Here is a 16,792-nt window from a genome sequence, read left to right on the forward strand (position 1 = left end):
CCCGTTCCCCCGGCCCGGGCTCCCTGGCGGGCTGCGAATCCCGGGGCGGCGGGGTTGTGGCCGCGCGTTCCGAACCCCCGCGCTTCAGGCCTGTTGGTCAGCCCACGCCGGAGAATGCGGCCAGGCATCGACGCCCAGCCATGAGAACGGCGGCGCGGCGAGCCGGCCCTTGCGGGCGCGGGACGTGGCCGGCGGTCCCGACGCGGCAGATACTGTCTCGGCGGTTTGCCCCGTCACGGGCGCGCCGGTGCCGGGCGAGGAGTGGTTAGCGGGTTCGGGCGGCAGCGCTTCCAGCGGCTGGTCCGGCGGCCCTGCCGGAGCGCTGGCGATTGAGCTGTGGATTGCGGAGAGATCGGGAAAAATCACGGCTTTGTGCAATTTTTTGCCTCCGGAAGTATGGCGGCCCACCCCCTGGGCCGGCATCAGTTTATCCACCAAATTTACTGAAGGGAAGCCCTGCGTGGACGTCGAGTTCCTGGCGGCTGCCGGCGCCGGCCTGGAGCCACTTTCGCTGGCCGGGGCGCCGCCTTCGCTGGCCGGCGAACAGCCGCGCGCAGCCGCAACCCGGCGGCGGCTACAGCTCCTTGATCATCCTGGTGTTGCCCAGCGTGTTCGGTTTGACCCGCGCCAGGTCCAGGAACTCGGCCACGCCTTCGTCGTGCGAGCGCAGGAGCTCGGAATACACCACGGGGTCGACGGCGGTCTGGTCAGCCATGACTTCAAAGCCGTGCTTTTTGAAGAACTCCACTTCGAACGTCAGGCAGAAGACCCGGGAGACTCCCAGTGCGCGGGCATCCTCCAGCAGGCGCTCCACCAGCGCGTGGCCCACGCCTTTGCCGCGCCAGGCGTCCGAGGCCGCGAGGGTGCGGACCTCCGCGAGGTCCTCCCACATGACGTGCAGCGCCCCGCAGCCGATCACCCCGCCGTCTTCGGATTCGGCGATCCGGAACTCCTGCAGGCTTTCGTAGTAGGCCACGGTTTCCTTGGCCATGAGGATCCGCTGGTCGGCCAGCGGCGCCACGAGGGTCTTGATGGCGCCAACGTCGTCGGTGCGGGCGGGGCGGATGCGGATCGTCTCAGTCGCGGTCTCAGTCACGGTCTCAGTCACAGCCCAATCTTACGGGTGCCCCGGGCCCGGCCGGCTCTCTGCCGGCACGGGCCCGGTCCGTCAGAGACCGAGTTCGTCGGGGACGGGAACGTCCTTGTCCAGCAGGTTCCTAGCCAGGAAGTGCTCCACGACGCCGTACCAGACCTTGGCGTGCTGCGGCTGCAGGATCCAGTGGTTCTCGTCCGGGAAATACAGGAAACGGTGGTCCGTTTCGCCGTTTCCGTCTGCCGCCAGCTGCGACTTGGCGAGCAGTTCGTACCAGAGCCGGAGTCCCTCGCCGATCGGCACGCGGTAGTCCTTGTCGCCATGGATGACCAGCATGGGAGTGCGGATGTTCTCCACGTGCAGGTGCGGGGAGTTCTCCAGCGCCATCTCGGCCGTCATCTCCTTGAGCCAGTACTGCGCGGCGTCGGTGGTGGGGCCGAACTGGTCCAGGGCCCAGAGGCTGGCGTGCGTGACGATTGCCTTGAAGCGGTCCGTCTGCCCGGCCACCCAGTTGGCCATGTACCCGCCGAACGAGCCGCCCATGGCGGCCGTGCGCGTCTGGTCGATGTCGGGGCGCTGCACGACGGCGTCGGTGATGGCCATCAGGTCGGTGAACGGAGCCTTGCCCCATTCCCCCCAGCCACGCTGGATGTGGTCCTGGCCGTAGCCGGTGGAGAGGGCGGGGTCCGGGAGCAGCACCGCGTAGCCGCGCGCCACCAGCAGCCACGGGTTCCAGCGCCAGGTCCAGGCGTTCCAGGATCCCAGCGGGCCGCCATGGATCCAGAGCAGCAGCGGGGCCGGGGCCGCGGCGGACGCGCCCTCGGGCAGGGCCAGGTACGCGGGCACACGGGCCCCGTCGGCCGCCGTCGTCTCCACGCGCTCCAGCGTGCCCGTGAAGCGGGGGCGTTCCGCGGGCGCGGGCAGGCGGACGACGTCACCGGAGGCGAGGTCGATCCGTACAGGTTCGGCGGGGAATTCGTAGGAGCTGCGCAGGGCGTAGGCGCTGCGTCCGTCCGGTGCGACGACGACGTCGGTGTACGCCGCGGCGTCGGCCGTCAGGCGTAGCACTTGGGCCGCCCCACCCGGGTCTCCGGCCACACCGATCCGGAATACCGGCGATGCGCCGTCCTCGTCGGCGGTGACCAGCAGGGCCGATCCGTCCGGCAGCCATGCGGCAGGGCGGGCCCAGCGGTCCCAGTCATGGGCGAGCGGCGTCAGGGCGCCGTCCCCGGCCGCCGGGCCGGCGACGTCGAGGAGGTGCAGCAAGACCCGCGGGGCCGCCAGCGGCGTGGTGTCGCTTTCGCTGACCACCACCACGCTCCGGCCGTCCGGACTGACCGGGCCCGGGAAGTAGCTCTGGCCTTCCGTGTCCAGAAGGACCGTGCGGGTGCCGGTGGCGACGTCGATGGCGACCAGCACGGAACGTGAATCGGCATTGGCGAGGGGCTTGGCGAAGCTGCTGTAAATCGTCGTGCCGTCCGGGCTGAGCACCGATTCGGCGTCCCTGAGCCGCGTGCCGGCGTCGGGCGTCAGGTTGCGCAGCTTCAGCGGCGGCGCGGCGTCGACGGTGGCCGGCTTTCCGGCCTCCAACGGGTCTCCGGGTTCGACGGCGAACAACCGCGGCTGCGCCGGGCCCAGGTCCGCATCCCAGTAGCGGACAGGGTAGCCGCTGTGCAGGATGGCCGCGACCTTGTTGTCCTTGCGCGCTTTCCGGCGTTCCTCGTCATTGTCCTCGTCCGTGGAGCCGGCCAGGACCGAGGCCGCGACCACCACGGTGTCGGCGTCCTTGGCGGCGTGGACCCCGCCGATTCCGCCGGCCCGGGACAAGGCCACCCGGGCTTCGCCGCCGTCGGACGGCAGGATCCAGAGGGCGTTCACCGGGTCTGCCTCGGGGCTCTCCGGATCGGGACGGGCCGAGGTGAAGTACAGGTCGCCGTTGGCGGCAAACACCGCACCGGCCTCCCCTTTGGCGCTGCGTGTGATCCGGCGGGCCTGTTTGGCCCCGCCCGGATCCACCTCCCACAGCGCGGTGCAGTATTCGGTGCCCTTCGCGCCGAGGGTCGCCACGGTGGTCACCAGCCGGGCGCCGTCCGGGCTCAGCGTCAAACCGCTCACTCTGGGGATCGCGAGGTAGTGGTCCAGATCGTGGAAGGGGGTCTCGGGTTGTTCGCTCAGGGTCTCTGAGTCCTTAGCAGCCATGCACCGATTCAACACCGTATGTGGTATCGATCACAAAACGTTCACTAAGAGTGAAACATTGCTTTCAGACACAGCTCCCGAATCATGCGGGACGGGCCCTGGCACTTCAGCACGGCCACCGTTCGCCGAAGATGGCCGCCAAGCCAGCTCCCATAACGGCCCTCTCCGGCAAATGCTTCACGACGGCGGGCAACGCAAAGGCCCCGCCGTCCCTTTCGGGGCAGCGGGGCCGTTGTTGATGGTGCTTAGACGCTCGGAGCGATCTCCGGGATGCGCGGCTTGGCGTTGCCGGCGAAGGTGAACTTCGCGTCGTCGCCTTCGCCTTCCACGTCCACCACCACGATGTCGCCGGAGTGCAGTTCGCCGAAGAGGATCTTCTCGGAGAGCTGGTCCTCGATCTCGCGCTGGATGGTGCGGCGCAGCGGCCGGGCACCCATGGCGGGGTCGTAGCCGCGGGTCGCCAGGAGAACCTTGGCCGCGGACGTGAGCTCGATGCCCATGTCCTTGTCCTTGAGGCGCTTCTCCAGGCGGGCGACGAACATGTCCACGATCTCGATGATCTCGTCCTGGGTCAGCTGCGGGAAGACCACAACATCGTCAACACGGTTCAGGAACTCGGGGCGGAAGTGCTGCTTGAGCTCTTCCGTGACCCGGGCCCGCATCCGGTTGTAGCCGGTCTGCGTGTCCGTGCCGGACTGGAAGCCGGTGGCAACGCTCTTGGAGATGTCCCGGGTGCCGAGGTTCGTGGTCATGATGATCACGGTGTTCTTGAAGTCCACCACGCGGCCCTGGGAGTCGGTCAGGCGGCCGTCTTCCAGGATCTGCAGGAGCGAGTTGAAGAGATCGGCGTGCGCCTTCTCCACTTCATCGAACAGGACCACGGAGAACGGACGACGGCGGACCTTCTCGGTCAGCTGGCCGCCTTCCTCATAGCCGACGTAGCCCGGAGGGGCGCCGAAGAGCCGCGACACCGTGTGCTTCTCCGAGTACTCGGACATGTCCAGGGTGATCAGGGCGTCTTCCTCGCCGAACAGGAACTCGGCGAGGGCCTTGGCCAGTTCGGTCTTGCCGACACCGGTGGGGCCGGCAAAGATGAACGAGCCGCCCGGACGCTTGGGGTCCTTGAGGCCTGCACGGGTGCGCCGGATCGCCTGGGACAGGGCCTTGATGGCCTCGTTCTGGCCGACCACGCGCTTGTGGAGCTCGTCTTCCATCTTCAGCAGGCGCGAGGACTCTTCCTCGGTCAGCTTGAAGACCGGGATGCCGGTGGAGTTCGCCAGCACCTCGGCGATGAGGTCTTCATCAACTTCGGAGATGTCGTCCATGCCGCCGGTCTTCCACTGGCGTTCCTTTTCGGCGCGCTCGGCAATGAGCTTCTGCTCCTTGTCGCGCAGCGACGCGGCGCCTTCGAAGTCCTGCGCGTCGATCGCGGATTCCTTCTCCAGCTTCATGGCGGCGATCTTCTCGTCCATGATCTTGAGCTCCGGCGGGGCAGTCATGCGGCGGATGCGGAGCCGCGCACCGGCCTCGTCGATCAGGTCGATCGCCTTGTCCGGCAGGAAGCGGTCCGAGATGTAGCGCTCGGAAAGGGCCGCCGCCGAGGCGAGGGCGCCGTCGGTGATGGTGACCCGGTGGTGCGCCTCATACCGGTCGCGGAGGCCCTTGAGGATCTCGATCGCGTGCGCGACGGAGGGTTCCTTGACCTGGATCGGCTGGAAGCGGCGCTCCAGCGCGGCATCCTTCTCGATGTGCTTGCGGTACTCGTCCAGCGTGGTGGCACCGATGGTCTGGAGCTCGCCGCGGGCCAGCATGGGCTTCAGGATCGAGGCCGCATCGATGGCACCTTCGGCGGCACCGGCGCCCACCAGGGTGTGGATCTCATCGATGAACAGGATGATGTCGCCGCGCGTGCGGATCTCCTTGAGGACCTTCTTCAGGCGCTCTTCGAAGTCGCCGCGGTAGCGGGAACCGGCCACGAGGGACCCGAGGTCCAAGGTGTACAGCTGCTTGTCCTTGATGGTCTCCGGGACATCGCCGCGGACGATCGCCTGGGCCAGGCCCTCGACGACGGCGGTCTTGCCGACGCCGGGCTCACCAATCAGCACAGGGTTGTTCTTGGTGCGGCGGGAAAGGACCTGCATGACGCGTTCCATTTCCTGCTCGCGGCCGATCACAGGGTCCAGTTTGTTCTCGCGGGCCGCCTGGGTCAGGTTGCGGCCGAACTGGTCAAGGACAACGGACCCGGCCGGGGTCCCCTCAGCCTGTCCGGGGCCTACACCGGCGCCCGTGGCTTCCTTGCCCTGGTAACCCGAGAGCAGCTGGATAACCTGCGACCGGACCCGGTTCAGGTCTGCGCCGAGCTTAACGAGCACCTGGGCGGCAACGCCTTCGCCCTCCCGGATAAGGCCGAGGAGGATGTGCTCGGTACCAATGTAGTTATGGCCCAGCTGCAGCGCCTCGCGCAGCGAGAGCTCCAGGACCTTCTTGGCGCGGGGGGTAAAGGGGATGTGGCCGGAGGGCGCCTGCTGGCCCTGGCCGATGATCTCCTGGACCTGCTCGCGGACACCGTCGAGCGAAATGCTCAAGGATTCAAGGGCTTTGGCGGCAACACCTTCACCCTCATGGATCAGACCCAAGAGGATGTGTTCGGTACCAATGTAATTGTGGTTCAGCATGCGTGCCTCTTCTTGGGCAAGCACAACTACGCGACGGGCACGGTCCGTAAATCGCTCAAACATTTCGCCACACTCCTAGCTACGACGTACTTTGATGCTACGTGGCCGGGTTCCAGATTTGGGGCTTGTTCGCCACAGGGGAAACCGGAGGGTTGCGCAACCGCGCCCGGACCGGGTCCCCCGGCCAGGGGCAAGAACCGCCCGGAACCCCTCCGGACCGGCGCATTCTGCCCATCCGGAAGGGCGAAACCGGCCGCTAAGCGGGCCGTTCCGGCCGCGCGGACGGGCGGACGGGCGCACCGCCGGAAGGGTGGACGTTGCAATGCCGGACGGGCGCCGACGGCATGGCAAAGGTTCCCGAATTGCCGAAGATGGCCGCTAAGCCTGGACCCATTGCGGCCATCTTCGGCAAATGGTTCACCTCGTGCGGGACATCTGCCTGGAAATGCTGCCGGGGAGGAACACGGGCGGCGGAGTCTGTTCATCGCCGGACGGGCGGGCCGATCTGCTGGACGGGCGCCCCGACGCCGGCATGGCAATGCCCCCGTCAGATAACGGGGGCATTGGCATTTGACAGACGGTCGATTACGACGCCATGAAACGTGATTGCGGCTGGATACTGCGCCCTCATGCCGGGCCCCGCACTGCACCCTGACGCGGGTCCCTGCTAGGAATTAGCCTTTTGGTAAGCTTCCTGAATTTCAGCCTGGATGCGCCCGCGGCTGTTTACCGCATAGCCGTTGTCCCGTGCCCACTGGCGGATCTGGGCAGAGTCCTGATTCCGTCCGCTGGAAATTTTCGTGCGCGTGGCGCGTCCGCTTGACGTTTTGCGCGCGTGCGTCACAAATCGGTCCACCGCGGAGCGCAGTTCTGATGCATTGCTTGACGACAGGTCTATTTCGTAGCTGACGCCGTCAAGGCCAAACCGGACAGTTTCGTCCGCGGATCCCCCATCCAGATCATCAACGAGGATGATTTTTACTTTCTGTGCCATAAAGGACTCTCTTTCCAAAGATCGAGCGTTAAGAAAAGCAGGATGTATCTGGAATAAGTATCCTCCGCGTTACAGCAGGGAGTCAAAGCGCAAAACTCTGTCCAAAGGAAAACCGAAGGCGGCAATAGGGAACTATTACTTCTTTCGGGTAATTAGCTTCCCAGGGTCCCGGATTCCGGTCCTTTGGCCCTAGTTTCGGCTTCGGCATGGGCGCGGGCTTCTGCCTGCCGCTCTGATTTGTCGGCATTGAATATGGATTTCATGGCAAACCAGAAAAGCAGGCCCACCACGATGGGGGGCAGCAATACGGCGATGTAGTCCATGCTCAGTGTCCTTCGGGCTTCAACAGGGGGAAGAGGATCGTTTCGCGGATGCCGGATCCGGTGAACAGCATCACGAGCCGGTCGATGCCGAGGCCGATCCCGCCCATGGGCGGCGCGCCGTACTCGAGCGCACGGAGGAAGTCTTCGTCCAGCTGCATTGCCTCCACGTCACCCGCGGCGGAACGGCGGGACTGTTCGGTGAGGCGTTCGCGCTGGATGACCGGGTCGATCAGTTCGGAGAAGGCCGTGCCCCGCTCCATGCCGCCGATGATGAGGTCCCAGGCCTCAATCAGGCGGCCGTCTTCGCGGTGCTGGCGGGCCAGCGGCTGCGCGGACGGCGGATAGTCGTAGACGAACGTGGGGTTGAGCAACGTCGGCTCCACCAGTTCGCCGAAGAGTTCGACGACGAGCTTCTCGGCTTCCCAGGCGGCGTCGACCTTGACCTCGTGCTTGGCAGCCAGCTCAAGCAGCTCGGCAACCGGGGTATCGGGGGTTACTTCCTGGCCCACGAAGTCGGACAGTCCGGGGTAGACAGCCAGCCAGGTCCATTCGCCGTCGAGGTTGATCTCCCCGGCTTCGGTCTGCAGCACGCGGCCCACACCGGCGGCGTCGGCGGCGTCCAGGATGATCTCCTTGATCCGGTCCGCCATGACGAACTGGTCCGCCCACGCCTCGTAGGACTCCAAAGTGGTGAACTCGGGGCTGTGCGTGGAGTCCACGCCCTCGTTGCGGAAGACCCGGCCCATGTCGTAGACGCGGTCGATCCCGCCGACCACCGTGCGCTTGAGGTAGAGCTCGGTAGCGATGCGCAGCGTCATCTTCTGGTCGAAGGCGTTCATGTGCGTCTCGAAGGGACGGGCCGTGGCGCCGCCGTGAACCAGCTGCAGCATGGGGGTTTCCACCTCAACGTAGCCCTGGCGGTGCAGGGTTTCGCGGATGGAGCGGGTGATCGCGGCGCGGGTGTACACCATCTCGCGGGCTTCGTCGCGGACAATGAGGTCCACGTAGCGCTGGCGGACACGCGTTTCTTCGTTCAGCCCGGCGTGCAGCACGGGCAGCGGGCGCAGCGCCTTCGAGGCCATGGTCCAGGAATCCGCCATGACGGAGAGTTCGCCGCGGCGTGAGGAAATGACCTCGCCCTTGATGAAGACGTGATCGCCGAGGTCCACGAGGGACTTCCACTCCGCGAGCGCCTCCTCACCGATGTTGGCCAGGCTCAGCATGACCTGCAGCCGCACGGCTTTGCCGTCCAGGCCGCCCTCCTGGAGGGTGGCGAAGCAGAGTTTGCCCGTGTTGCGGATGAAGACGATGCGGCCGGTCACGCCAACGGCATCGCCGGTGGTTTCATCGGCCTGCAGGTAGGCGTATTTCTCCCGGATTTCCGTGAGCGAGTGCGTGCGTTCGACACCCACCGGATATGCCTCGACGCCGCGTTCGATCAGCTTGGCGCGCTTCTCCATGCGGATGCGGGTCTGTTCGCTGGCATCATGCGGCTCGGCGGCGGTGTTCGGGGTGGGGGTGTTTTGGGAAGTCACAATCCCCAAGTTTACCGTCGATTTGCGTCCGGGAAGGTCCCGGCCCGGTTCTGCCCGGGCGGCGGCCAGGGGGACGGGGTGCGGGAATAGACTCGAAGTTGTGGAGACATGGACAGTGAGGACCGACGACGGCAAGGGACACCTTGAGCTGCACACCATCCGCCCGGCGGGGCACGCACCGGGCAGAACAGCCGCGTCCGACGCCGCCGTGGCGTCCCGCGGCGAAGGATCCGGCGTCGTCGTCGTGCACGGGACCCTGATCACCGATGCGCTCTACCGGTCCTTTGCCCGAAAACTTTGCCGGCTGCTGGACCAGCCGGTGCACTGCTACAACCGCCGCGGACGCGCCGGTTCCTCGCACCAGCCTGCCGACTATTCCGCCGCCACCGAGGTGGCCGACCTGGCAACCGTGCTCCGCGAGACCGGCGCCAGCGACGTCGTGGCCCACAGCTATGGCGGGTTCGTGGCCCTCGAGGCCGCCCGGCGCCTGCCGATCCGCAGGATGGTGACTTACGACGCCGCCGTGAGCCTCTCCGGGAACCTCACCCAGCGCTGGCGGCCCGAACTGGAAAGGTCCGTGGCTGCCGGCGAACTCGACCACGCCTGGGCGCATTTGGTGCAAGGCCTGGAGACGGCCGGCCCGGTGTCCATGCTGCCCCTGGGCGCACTGCGCATGCTCAGCATCCTCTCGGCCCGGACCAGGCTCGGCGCCGAAATGCGGCAACTGCTGCCCACGGCCGTCGCCGAGATGCGCGCCGTACTGGATGCCGACGCCGAACTCGAGGATTTTGCCGCCATCACCACCCCCACCCTCATGCTCAGCGGCGGCTGGAGCCCCGGCTACTTCGCCGACACGAGCCACCAGCTTGCCGACGCCGTCCCCGCGGTCAGCTTCGCCGTGGTCCCCGGGCAGCTCCACGAAGGCCCCATCCGGCCGGGAAGCCGGCTGGCCCTCCGCACGGCCCGGTTCCTCCACGGCGGACCCGGGGCTGCGACTCCGCCGCCCGTCAGCCTGGCCGGCAGCCTTGCAGCCGCGGGCGTGCCGGCCCGGTGGCGGCGCAGTGGGCCCGGCCGCTGAGGGCTGCGACGCGACCGACCGCTAGAATCGGGGGCGACCCTTTCGAAAGGACCCCCTTGGCCAAGCTCTACTTCCGCTACGGCGCCATGAACTCCGGCAAATCTACGGGGCTTCTGCAGGCCGCCTTCAACTATGAGGAACGCGGCCAGCGGGTCCTGCTGGCCAAGCCGGACGTGGACACCAAGGGCGACTCCGACGTCGTGTCCCGCCTGGGCATGACCCGTTCGGTGGACTTCCTGATCCCCGCCGGCGCGTCGGCCCGCGACCTGTTCACCGCCCAGGCCCACGGCGACGATCCCGACGCCCTCCTGCAGCACGTGGACACCCCGCCGGTGGCCTGCCTGCTGGTGGACGAGGCCCAGTTCCTGGAACCGGAGCAGGTGGACGACCTCTTCCGCATCGCGGTCCTGGACAACGTCCCCGTCCTCGCCTACGGTATCCGCACCGATTTCCGGACCCGCGCGTTCCCCGGTTCCCTGCGCCTGCTGGAGATCGCGCACACCCTCGAAGAGCTCAAGACCATCTGCCGCTGCGGACGGAAGGCCATCTTCAACACGCGCCGGATCGGGGACCATGTGGTGTTCGACGGGAACCAGGTTGCGATCGACGGCCAGGACGTCTGGTACGAGTCGCTCTGCGGCGCCTGCTACCTCGAGGTCTCCGGCGGCCGGCTGGGCAACTAGCGCGGGGCGATCATGCAGCGCCGCTGCGACGGGACCACAACTGAACTGCGGTCACAGTGGATTGCGGTCATAGTGGACTGCGCCGTGCTGGACCGGTGCCGTAGTGCACCGCGGCTTACTGCACTGGGGCGTGGCCTCGGCTAGGCTCGGAGCATGACCCGCGAGAACATCAGAACCCCCAACGGCGGAACGATCGAGCTTTTGAGCACGGGCGCCGAGCTCGCCTCGGCGGGTTCGGGCATCGTCGTCGTGCCGGCCTCGATGGTGACGGCCGCCGACTACACCCGTTTCGCGCAGAAACTCAGCGCATCACTGGGACGGCCGGTGCACACCTTCAACCGTCGCGGCCGCGGCTCGTCCTCCCCGCAGCCTGAGGATTACACCCTCGACGTGGACATCCACGACCTCGACGCCGTCATGAAGCACACCGCCAGCACGGACGTCTTCGGCCACAGCTTCGGCGGGGCAGTGGCCCTGCACGCGGCCCGCACCCTGCCGGTGGAACGGCTGGCCGTGTACGACCCCGCCGTGTCCGTCAACCACAGCGTCACGGCGGACTGGACGCCCGAATACGAGCGGGCGACCGCAGCCGGCGACGACGACCGCGCCCTCGCCGTCCTGCTCAAGGGCCTGGAGACCGGCAGCGCCCTCTCCCGGATGCCGCTGTCCATGCTGACGCTGGCGAACAAGCTCTCGGCGGGCACCCCGATCGGCAAGCAGCTGCGCGACCTCATGCAGACCGGCGTCCGCGAGATCAAGGCGATCATCGCCGCGGACATGCCGGCCGAACCCTTCCTGGAACTGCCGCTGGAAACGCTGATCATCGTGGGCGAGAAGAGTCCGGCCTATTTCGGGGTGGCCTGCGCCCAGATCCACGATGTCCTCTCCGGCTCCAGCTATACGATCCTGCCGGGCATGGGCCACGACGGTGTCAACAAGGCGCCGGACAAGCTGATCGCCGAGCTGAGCGCGTTTTACGCAGGCTAACCCGCACCACGCAACGCCCTATCAAGCAACGCTGGGTCAAATGGCGCCCATTCCGGAGGTCCGGACCGGCGCTAAGTCACCCCGCGTTGTTTTTTTAATTGCAGCTAGTGGGCGGCCGGGTGTCCCGCACCTTCGGTTTTGCGCATCATGGTGGACAGTACGACGGCGGCGACGGCTATGACGGCCGCCGTCAGGAAGGCAGCATGCATGCCGGCGACCATGCCCGAGGCAACGGCCACGAAGGCGTAGATCGAGACCAGGAGCGCCGTGCCGGCGGCGCCGGCCACCTGCTGCAGCGTGCTCATGATGGCCGAGCCGTGGGAGTACAGGTGCGGCGGCAGCGGGTTCAGCCCCGTCGTGAAGGCGGGGGTGAACAGCAGCGCCAGGCCCAGGCTGAGTGCCACGTGCAGGGCGATGATCCACCCCAGCGGCGACGTGGCGTCCAGCATGGAGAACTGCCAGAGGGACAGCACCATCATGATCGAGCCTGTCACTGTCAGCGGCAGGGGCCCGACCCTGTCGAATACGCGGCCGATGAAGGGCCCCAGCAGGCCCATGGCGAGGCCGCCGGGCAGCAGGACCAGGCCGGTCTCGAGGGAGGTCAGGCCGCGGATTTCCTGCAGGTACAACGGCAGCAGGATCACCGCGCCGAACAGCGCGATCATGGCCACGACCAGCAGCAGCACGGAAACGGTGAACATCCGGAACGTGAAGGCGCGCAGGTCCAGCAGGGGGCCGCCGGTCTTCTGGAGCTTCAACTGGCGCAGGACGAAAGCTGCCATGGCCAGCACACCAACGGCCAGTGCCACCACGGCGGGGGTGCGGGAGCCTGCCTGGCCGCCGCCGATCTGGCTCAGGCCGTACACCAGGCCGCCGAAGGCGGGGACCGTGAGCACCACGGAGAGGGCATCGAGCCGGGTTTTCTCGGTCTCACCGATGTTGGTCAGATACCTGGCCCCGATGGCGAGCGCGGCGAGGGCGATCGGCAGCACGAAGACGAACATGAACCGCCAGGAAAAATGCTGGAGGATCAGGCCGGAAACTGTCGGGCCCAGTGCCGGCGCAACCGAAATGGCGATGCTGACGTTGCCCATGACTGCGCCGCGGCGCTCCAGCGGCACGAGAGTGAGGATGGTGGTCATCAGGAGCGGGAGCATGATGGCGGTGCCGCCGGCCTGGACGATGCGGGCCAGCAGCAGGACTTCGAAGCCCGGCGCGAGGGCGGCCAGCAGGGTGCCGCCGGAAAAGAGTCCCATGGCCAGCATGAACACGGCACGGGTGGTCAGCCGCTGCAGGATGAACCCGGTGGTGGGGATCACGACGGCCATGGTGAGCATGAAACCCGTGGATAGCCACTGCACGGTGGGCGCATCGATGTTCAGGTCCACCATCAGCCGCTGCAGGGCCACGTTCATGATGGTCTCGTTGAGGATCACGACGAAGGTGGCCACCAGCAGCGTGGCGATGATGGCCACGGACTCCCGGGGCATCTTTGCCGGCGCGGTGGGCGCGGTGGATGCCGCGGGCGCGGCCGGCGTGGCCGATCCGGGGATGGCGGGCGCAGCGCCCGGTGCGGGATCGCCAGAGGCGTTGGAAGTGACGTCTGTTGACATGGGAATTCCCTCAGGGAGTTTAGTGTGGGTCCGGCGAGCGTCGGCGCTGCTGCAGGTTCCAACAGTCTAGGGCCCGGGGGCATTCCCGTCACCGCGAAAACAACGCGGGTTCGGATAAGCCGATGACGGGCGGCGGCATGGGCCGTATCTGACCCCGCGTTGCTTATTGGTGGTGGGGTTGGGGCTAGGAGTTCAGGGGCGCGTTGTCGATGAGGCGGACAGGGCCGACCTTGGCAGCGATGATCGCCAGCCCCTCGCCGCGGAACGGGGTGTCCCGGCAGTTCTCCGCGAGGGGCTCGAGGGTGCGCGGATCCACCACCTCGAAATAGTCCAGCTCCACGAGCGGCTGGGACCGGACGAGGGCCTGCGCGGATTCGATGTCCAGCGGCTCATGGGCGTTGGCGCGCTCCTCGATGAGCCGCAGCGCGCGGGAGAGCACCAGGGCCGCCTCGCGCTGGTCTTCGGAGAGGAATCGGTTGCGGCTGGACAGCGCCAGGCCGTCGGCCGAGCGCACAATGGGCACCGGCACGATCTCCACGGGAAAATTCAGGTCAGCCACCATGCGCTGGACCAGGGCCAGCTGCTGCGCGTCCTTCTGGCCGAAATAGGCGCGGTACGCGGGCTGGCCGCCCCCGGGCAGGCCTGCCCCAGGAATGCCGTAGTGGAGCAGTTTCGCGACGACGGTCAGCGCGCCGTCGAAGTGCCCCGGCCGGGACGCGCCTTCCCACTTTTCGCCCAGGGGTCCGGCAGTGATCCGCACAAGGGGTGCCCCGCCGGGGTAGACCTCCTCAACACCCGGCGCGAACGCCAGGTCTACCCCTTCGGCGTCGAGCAGCGCGAGGTCGGCGTCGAGGGTCCTGGGGTAGCGTTCGAGGTCCGCCGCCTCGCCAAACTGCAGCGGGTTGACGAAGATGGTGGCCGCCACGACGTCGTTCTGGGCGACGGCCGTCCGGGCCAGCTGGGCATGTCCCTCGTGCAGGGCGCCCATGGTGGGCACGAGGCCCTGGGACGTGCCGCCCTTCTGTGCCAGCAGCCGGGCGCTTGCGGCGCGGAGCTGGGCAGCAGTGGTGACGAGTTGGATTGCCATGTCAGGGTCCTTCCGGGGCGGGCGTCCCGTTCTGGCCGGGGCCGCCGAGCGCCTGTTCGATGCCTTCGAGTTGTTCCGGCTTCAGGAGCCCGCGGCTTCCTGCCCGGCGGGCTGTCGCCCGGGCCATGGCCAGGTACGCCTCAAGAATATCGCCGGCCGCGCCGCCGTCGTACTCGCGGAGGGCGCCGGCGTGCGCGGCCACCGTGCCGGTGTCGCCGCGGGCCACGGGCCCGGTCAGGGCCGTTTCACCGGAGGCGAGGGCGTTCTCGAGGGTGGCGCGCAGCAGCGGGCCCAGCATCCGGTCCGGGGCGTCGACGCCGACGTCGCGGAGCAGCTGCGAGGCCTGCGCCACGAGCGTGACCAGGTGGTTGGAGCCGTGCGCGAGGGCAGCGTGGTACAGGACGCGGTCGGCCTCGGCGATCGCGACGGGCTCGGCGCCCATTTCGACGACGAGTGCCTGGGCGATCGGCAGCATCGCTGCGTCGGCCGTGACGCCGAAGGTGCAGTCCAGGAGCCTGGTGAGGTCCAGGCTCATGCCCGTGAACGTCATGGCCGGGTGCAGCGCGAGCGGCACGGCACCGGCGGCGCGGACCGGATGCAGGATCCCGACGCCGAAGCGCCCGGAGGTGTGCGCCACGAGCTGGCCGGGCTGCCAGGCGCCGAGTTTGGCCAGTCCGTTCACCAGCGGGCCCAGGGCATCGTCCGGGACGGCAAGCAGGACCAGTTCGGCCCGCTCCACGATGTCCTGCACGTCCAGGATCGGGACGCCGGGCAGGAGCGTTTCGACGCGTTCTTTGCTGGCGTCCGAAACGGCGGACGCCCCGATGACGGCGTGCTCGGCTCCGCGCAGCGCCGCCCCCAGGACGGCGCCGACCTTCCCTGCGCCAATGATTCCAACGCCGAGGCGTCCTGGTTTAGCCATGATGCGGGCCTTCCTGGGGGTCTTCGGCGGGTGGTGCGGCCGGCTGGGCCGCCGGCTCCAGCCAGTGTTCGCTCTTCTGGTGCTTGCGCGCGGCGCGGGCACGGGCCGACTGGGCATCGAACAGGGCCCGGGCCTCGTCGAGCCCGGCCTGGATGAGCCGCGGGGCCACCGGACCGGCCGTGGTGTGCAGGACCAGGTCCGCCACCCGGAACCGCCGGGCGAGCGGGCCCTGCTGGAGCGCCATGGACTGGGTGCGCTGGTGCGGCACCACCACGAAGTTCCGCCACCAGCGGCCCGATCTCAGGAGCAGGGCGGTCTCCGTTGCCGCGAAGCCGTTGCGCCGCCAGCCCAGCGGCGCCAGGAACCGGGCCCGGCGCGGGCTGGTGACGAAGCCGCCGTCGGGGTCCTTCCCCGCTGCGCTGTCCGGGGTCCCGGCAGGGTCCGCGAGGCCGGTGATCCCCGCGGTGAACAGCCCCACCGGGTCCGGGGTCCCGGGATCCGGGAGCACCAGGGAGAGGATTTCCATGACGTCGCCGAGGTATCCCACCGGAAGCAGCGTGGTCCGGGCCGATCCTTCGCCGGCGCTGCCGGCCAGGCCGTAGCCGGCCACGTTGACCTGGATCCGGTACCAGCCGAATATCCGCCACAGCGGCGGCTGGCTGACCTTCAGCGCCTGGATCCGGCCCGGCGGAACGGTCTGCGCCTGCGTGTCCAGCAGGCCGTAGCGCAGCCGGACGCCGTCCGGGGAAATGGCGGCCGTGAAGTTGTAGCCCTTGTTGAACGAGGACCAGTAGGAGGCGATGAGCCCGATCGCGGCAGGGATCAGGAAGACCGTGAAGTTCCGGTTTTCCGTGACGGCGGAGAGCATCACCGAGGCAATGCCGCCAGCCAGGATCACGACACTTTGTTCGCTCAGGAGCAGCGAGCCCACCAGGCGCGGCGGCGGCACGGTGAGCACGGCCTGTTCCGGGGCTTCCACGGCGGCGGCCTCCAGCTCTCCGGACTCCGGGTCTCCCGGTTCCCGCGCCGGCGTCCCGCCCGCGGCACCGGAGGCGCGGGCCAGGATTGTCGCGCGGAGCTGCCGGGCCTCGTCCGCGCGCAGGTACGCCAGGCGCACCGCGGACTGGCCGGCGTCGGCGACTTCGAACCGCAATTCAGCCAGTCCGAAGATCCGTGCAAGCAGGGGTTGCACGACGTCGATCGCCTGCACCCGGTCCAGCCTGGCCTGCCGCTGCTGCTTGAACAGGAACCCGGTGTTGACGCGCACGTAGCCGCCGGCCACCTGGTAGCGGGTGAAGTACCAGCTCAGGACGTAGCCGAGAACGGTCAGCAGAATCAGGGCGCCGCCGCCGAGCAGCAGCCAGGGCGCCCGTCCGGCCAGCCGCTCGTCAAAGAGCGGGCCGCCCTGCAGGAACCGTTCGAAACTGTCGCGTCCAAAAAAGAACAGCAGCGCAGCCAGCGCCACCCAGCCGCGGACAAAGGGCGAGGCGGGGTGCACGCGCAGCCAGCCGGCGTCGGCAGTTCCTTCGATACCGGATCCGACGGCGGTTGCGTCGGCGGCGGGTCCGGCATCCTCCGGTGTCAGCGCCATCCCGTCACGGCC

At 68.1% G+C, this 16,792-nt stretch carries 14 protein-coding genes; 3 read left to right on the plus strand and 11 right to left on the minus strand.

Translation table 11 applies throughout. The annotated features are described in order from the left end of the window. Positions 1 to 84: 84 nt before the first annotated feature. The 7 genes from AC1D0A_RS07195 to lysS form a co-directional block, all read right to left on the minus strand. Positions 85 to 366, minus strand: coding sequence for a hypothetical protein (locus AC1D0A_RS07195; protein WP_476942687.1), 282 nt, complete (start codon positions 364 to 366; stop codon positions 85 to 87). Between the two features lie 208 nt (positions 367 to 574). Beyond that, on the minus strand, positions 575 to 1,108 hold the full coding sequence (locus AC1D0A_RS07200; protein WP_173403079.1) for an amino-acid N-acetyltransferase: 534 nt from the start codon (positions 1,106 to 1,108) through the stop codon (positions 575 to 577). Positions 1,109 to 1,168: 60 nt separating this feature from the next. Continuing rightward, positions 1,169 to 3,292, minus strand: coding sequence for a S9 family peptidase (locus AC1D0A_RS07205; protein WP_476945462.1), 2,124 nt, complete (start codon positions 3,290 to 3,292; stop codon positions 1,169 to 1,171). A 245-nt stretch (positions 3,293 to 3,537) separates the two neighbouring features. After that, entirely contained in the window at positions 3,538 to 6,030 is a 2,493-nt protein-coding gene (locus AC1D0A_RS07210) for an ATP-dependent Clp protease ATP-binding subunit (protein ID WP_028276917.1), read from the minus strand. 604 nt (positions 6,031 to 6,634) lie between these two features. Further along, entirely contained in the window at positions 6,635 to 6,961 is a 327-nt protein-coding gene (locus tag AC1D0A_RS07215) for a histone-like nucleoid-structuring protein Lsr2 (protein ID WP_028276918.1), read from the minus strand. A gap of 152 nt (positions 6,962 to 7,113) precedes the next feature. Then, complete coding sequence (locus tag AC1D0A_RS07220; RefSeq protein ID WP_223914693.1) at positions 7,114 to 7,284, minus strand: hypothetical protein; 171 nt, start codon at positions 7,282 to 7,284, stop codon at positions 7,114 to 7,116. 2 nt (positions 7,285 to 7,286) lie between these two features. Further along, a complete protein-coding gene (gene lysS / locus AC1D0A_RS07225) occupies positions 7,287 to 8,819 on the minus strand; it encodes a lysine--tRNA ligase (RefSeq protein ID WP_243178317.1) in 1,533 nt (510 codons plus the stop codon). Positions 8,820 to 8,919: 100 nt separating this feature from the next. Between lysS and AC1D0A_RS07230 the strand changes: the two genes are divergently transcribed. The 3 genes from AC1D0A_RS07230 to AC1D0A_RS07240 all read left to right on the plus strand — a co-directional run bounded on the left by AC1D0A_RS07230 (position 8,920) and on the right by AC1D0A_RS07240 (position 11,567). Continuing rightward, the gene (locus tag AC1D0A_RS07230) at positions 8,920 to 9,897 is read left to right on the plus strand and encodes an alpha/beta fold hydrolase (protein WP_459383604.1); all 978 of its coding nucleotides are present in this window, start codon (positions 8,920 to 8,922) and stop codon (positions 9,895 to 9,897) included. A 56-nt stretch (positions 9,898 to 9,953) separates the two neighbouring features. Next, positions 9,954 to 10,580: a thymidine kinase gene (locus AC1D0A_RS07235; protein WP_028276920.1), complete on the plus strand. Its 627-nt coding sequence runs from the start codon at positions 9,954 to 9,956 to the stop codon at positions 10,578 to 10,580. Positions 10,581 to 10,733: 153 nt separating this feature from the next. Further along, the gene (locus tag AC1D0A_RS07240; protein ID WP_028276921.1) at positions 10,734 to 11,567 is read left to right on the plus strand and encodes an alpha/beta fold hydrolase; all 834 of its coding nucleotides are present in this window, start codon (positions 10,734 to 10,736) and stop codon (positions 11,565 to 11,567) included. Positions 11,568 to 11,671: 104 nt separating this feature from the next. Here AC1D0A_RS07240 and AC1D0A_RS07245 read toward each other — a convergent pair whose 3' ends face one another. From AC1D0A_RS07245 to AC1D0A_RS07260, 4 genes are all read right to left on the minus strand, one after another. Further along, positions 11,672 to 13,180 (minus strand): MDR family MFS transporter, encoded by a 1,509-nt coding sequence (locus AC1D0A_RS07245; RefSeq protein ID WP_476945463.1) that lies wholly within the window; start codon positions 13,178 to 13,180, stop codon positions 11,672 to 11,674. 184 nt (positions 13,181 to 13,364) lie between these two features. Further along, a complete protein-coding gene (gene panC, locus AC1D0A_RS07250) occupies positions 13,365 to 14,267 on the minus strand; it encodes a pantoate--beta-alanine ligase (protein WP_243178307.1) in 903 nt (300 codons plus the stop codon). A 1-nt stretch (position 14,268) separates the two neighbouring features. After that, positions 14,269 to 15,189, minus strand: coding sequence for a Rossmann-like and DUF2520 domain-containing protein (locus tag AC1D0A_RS07255; protein WP_476942693.1), 921 nt, complete (start codon positions 15,187 to 15,189; stop codon positions 14,269 to 14,271). Beyond that, positions 15,182 to 16,780 carry a PH domain-containing protein gene (locus tag AC1D0A_RS07260; RefSeq protein WP_476945464.1) on the minus strand — a complete coding sequence of 533 codons (1,599 nt, stop codon included), beginning with the start codon at positions 16,778 to 16,780 and terminating at the stop codon, positions 15,182 to 15,184. The genes AC1D0A_RS07255 and AC1D0A_RS07260 overlap by 8 nt, the downstream gene beginning before the upstream one ends. Between the last annotated feature and the right edge of the window lie 12 nt (positions 16,781 to 16,792).

The sequence above is a fragment of the Arthrobacter sp. P1_D4 genome (assembly GCF_056406115.1).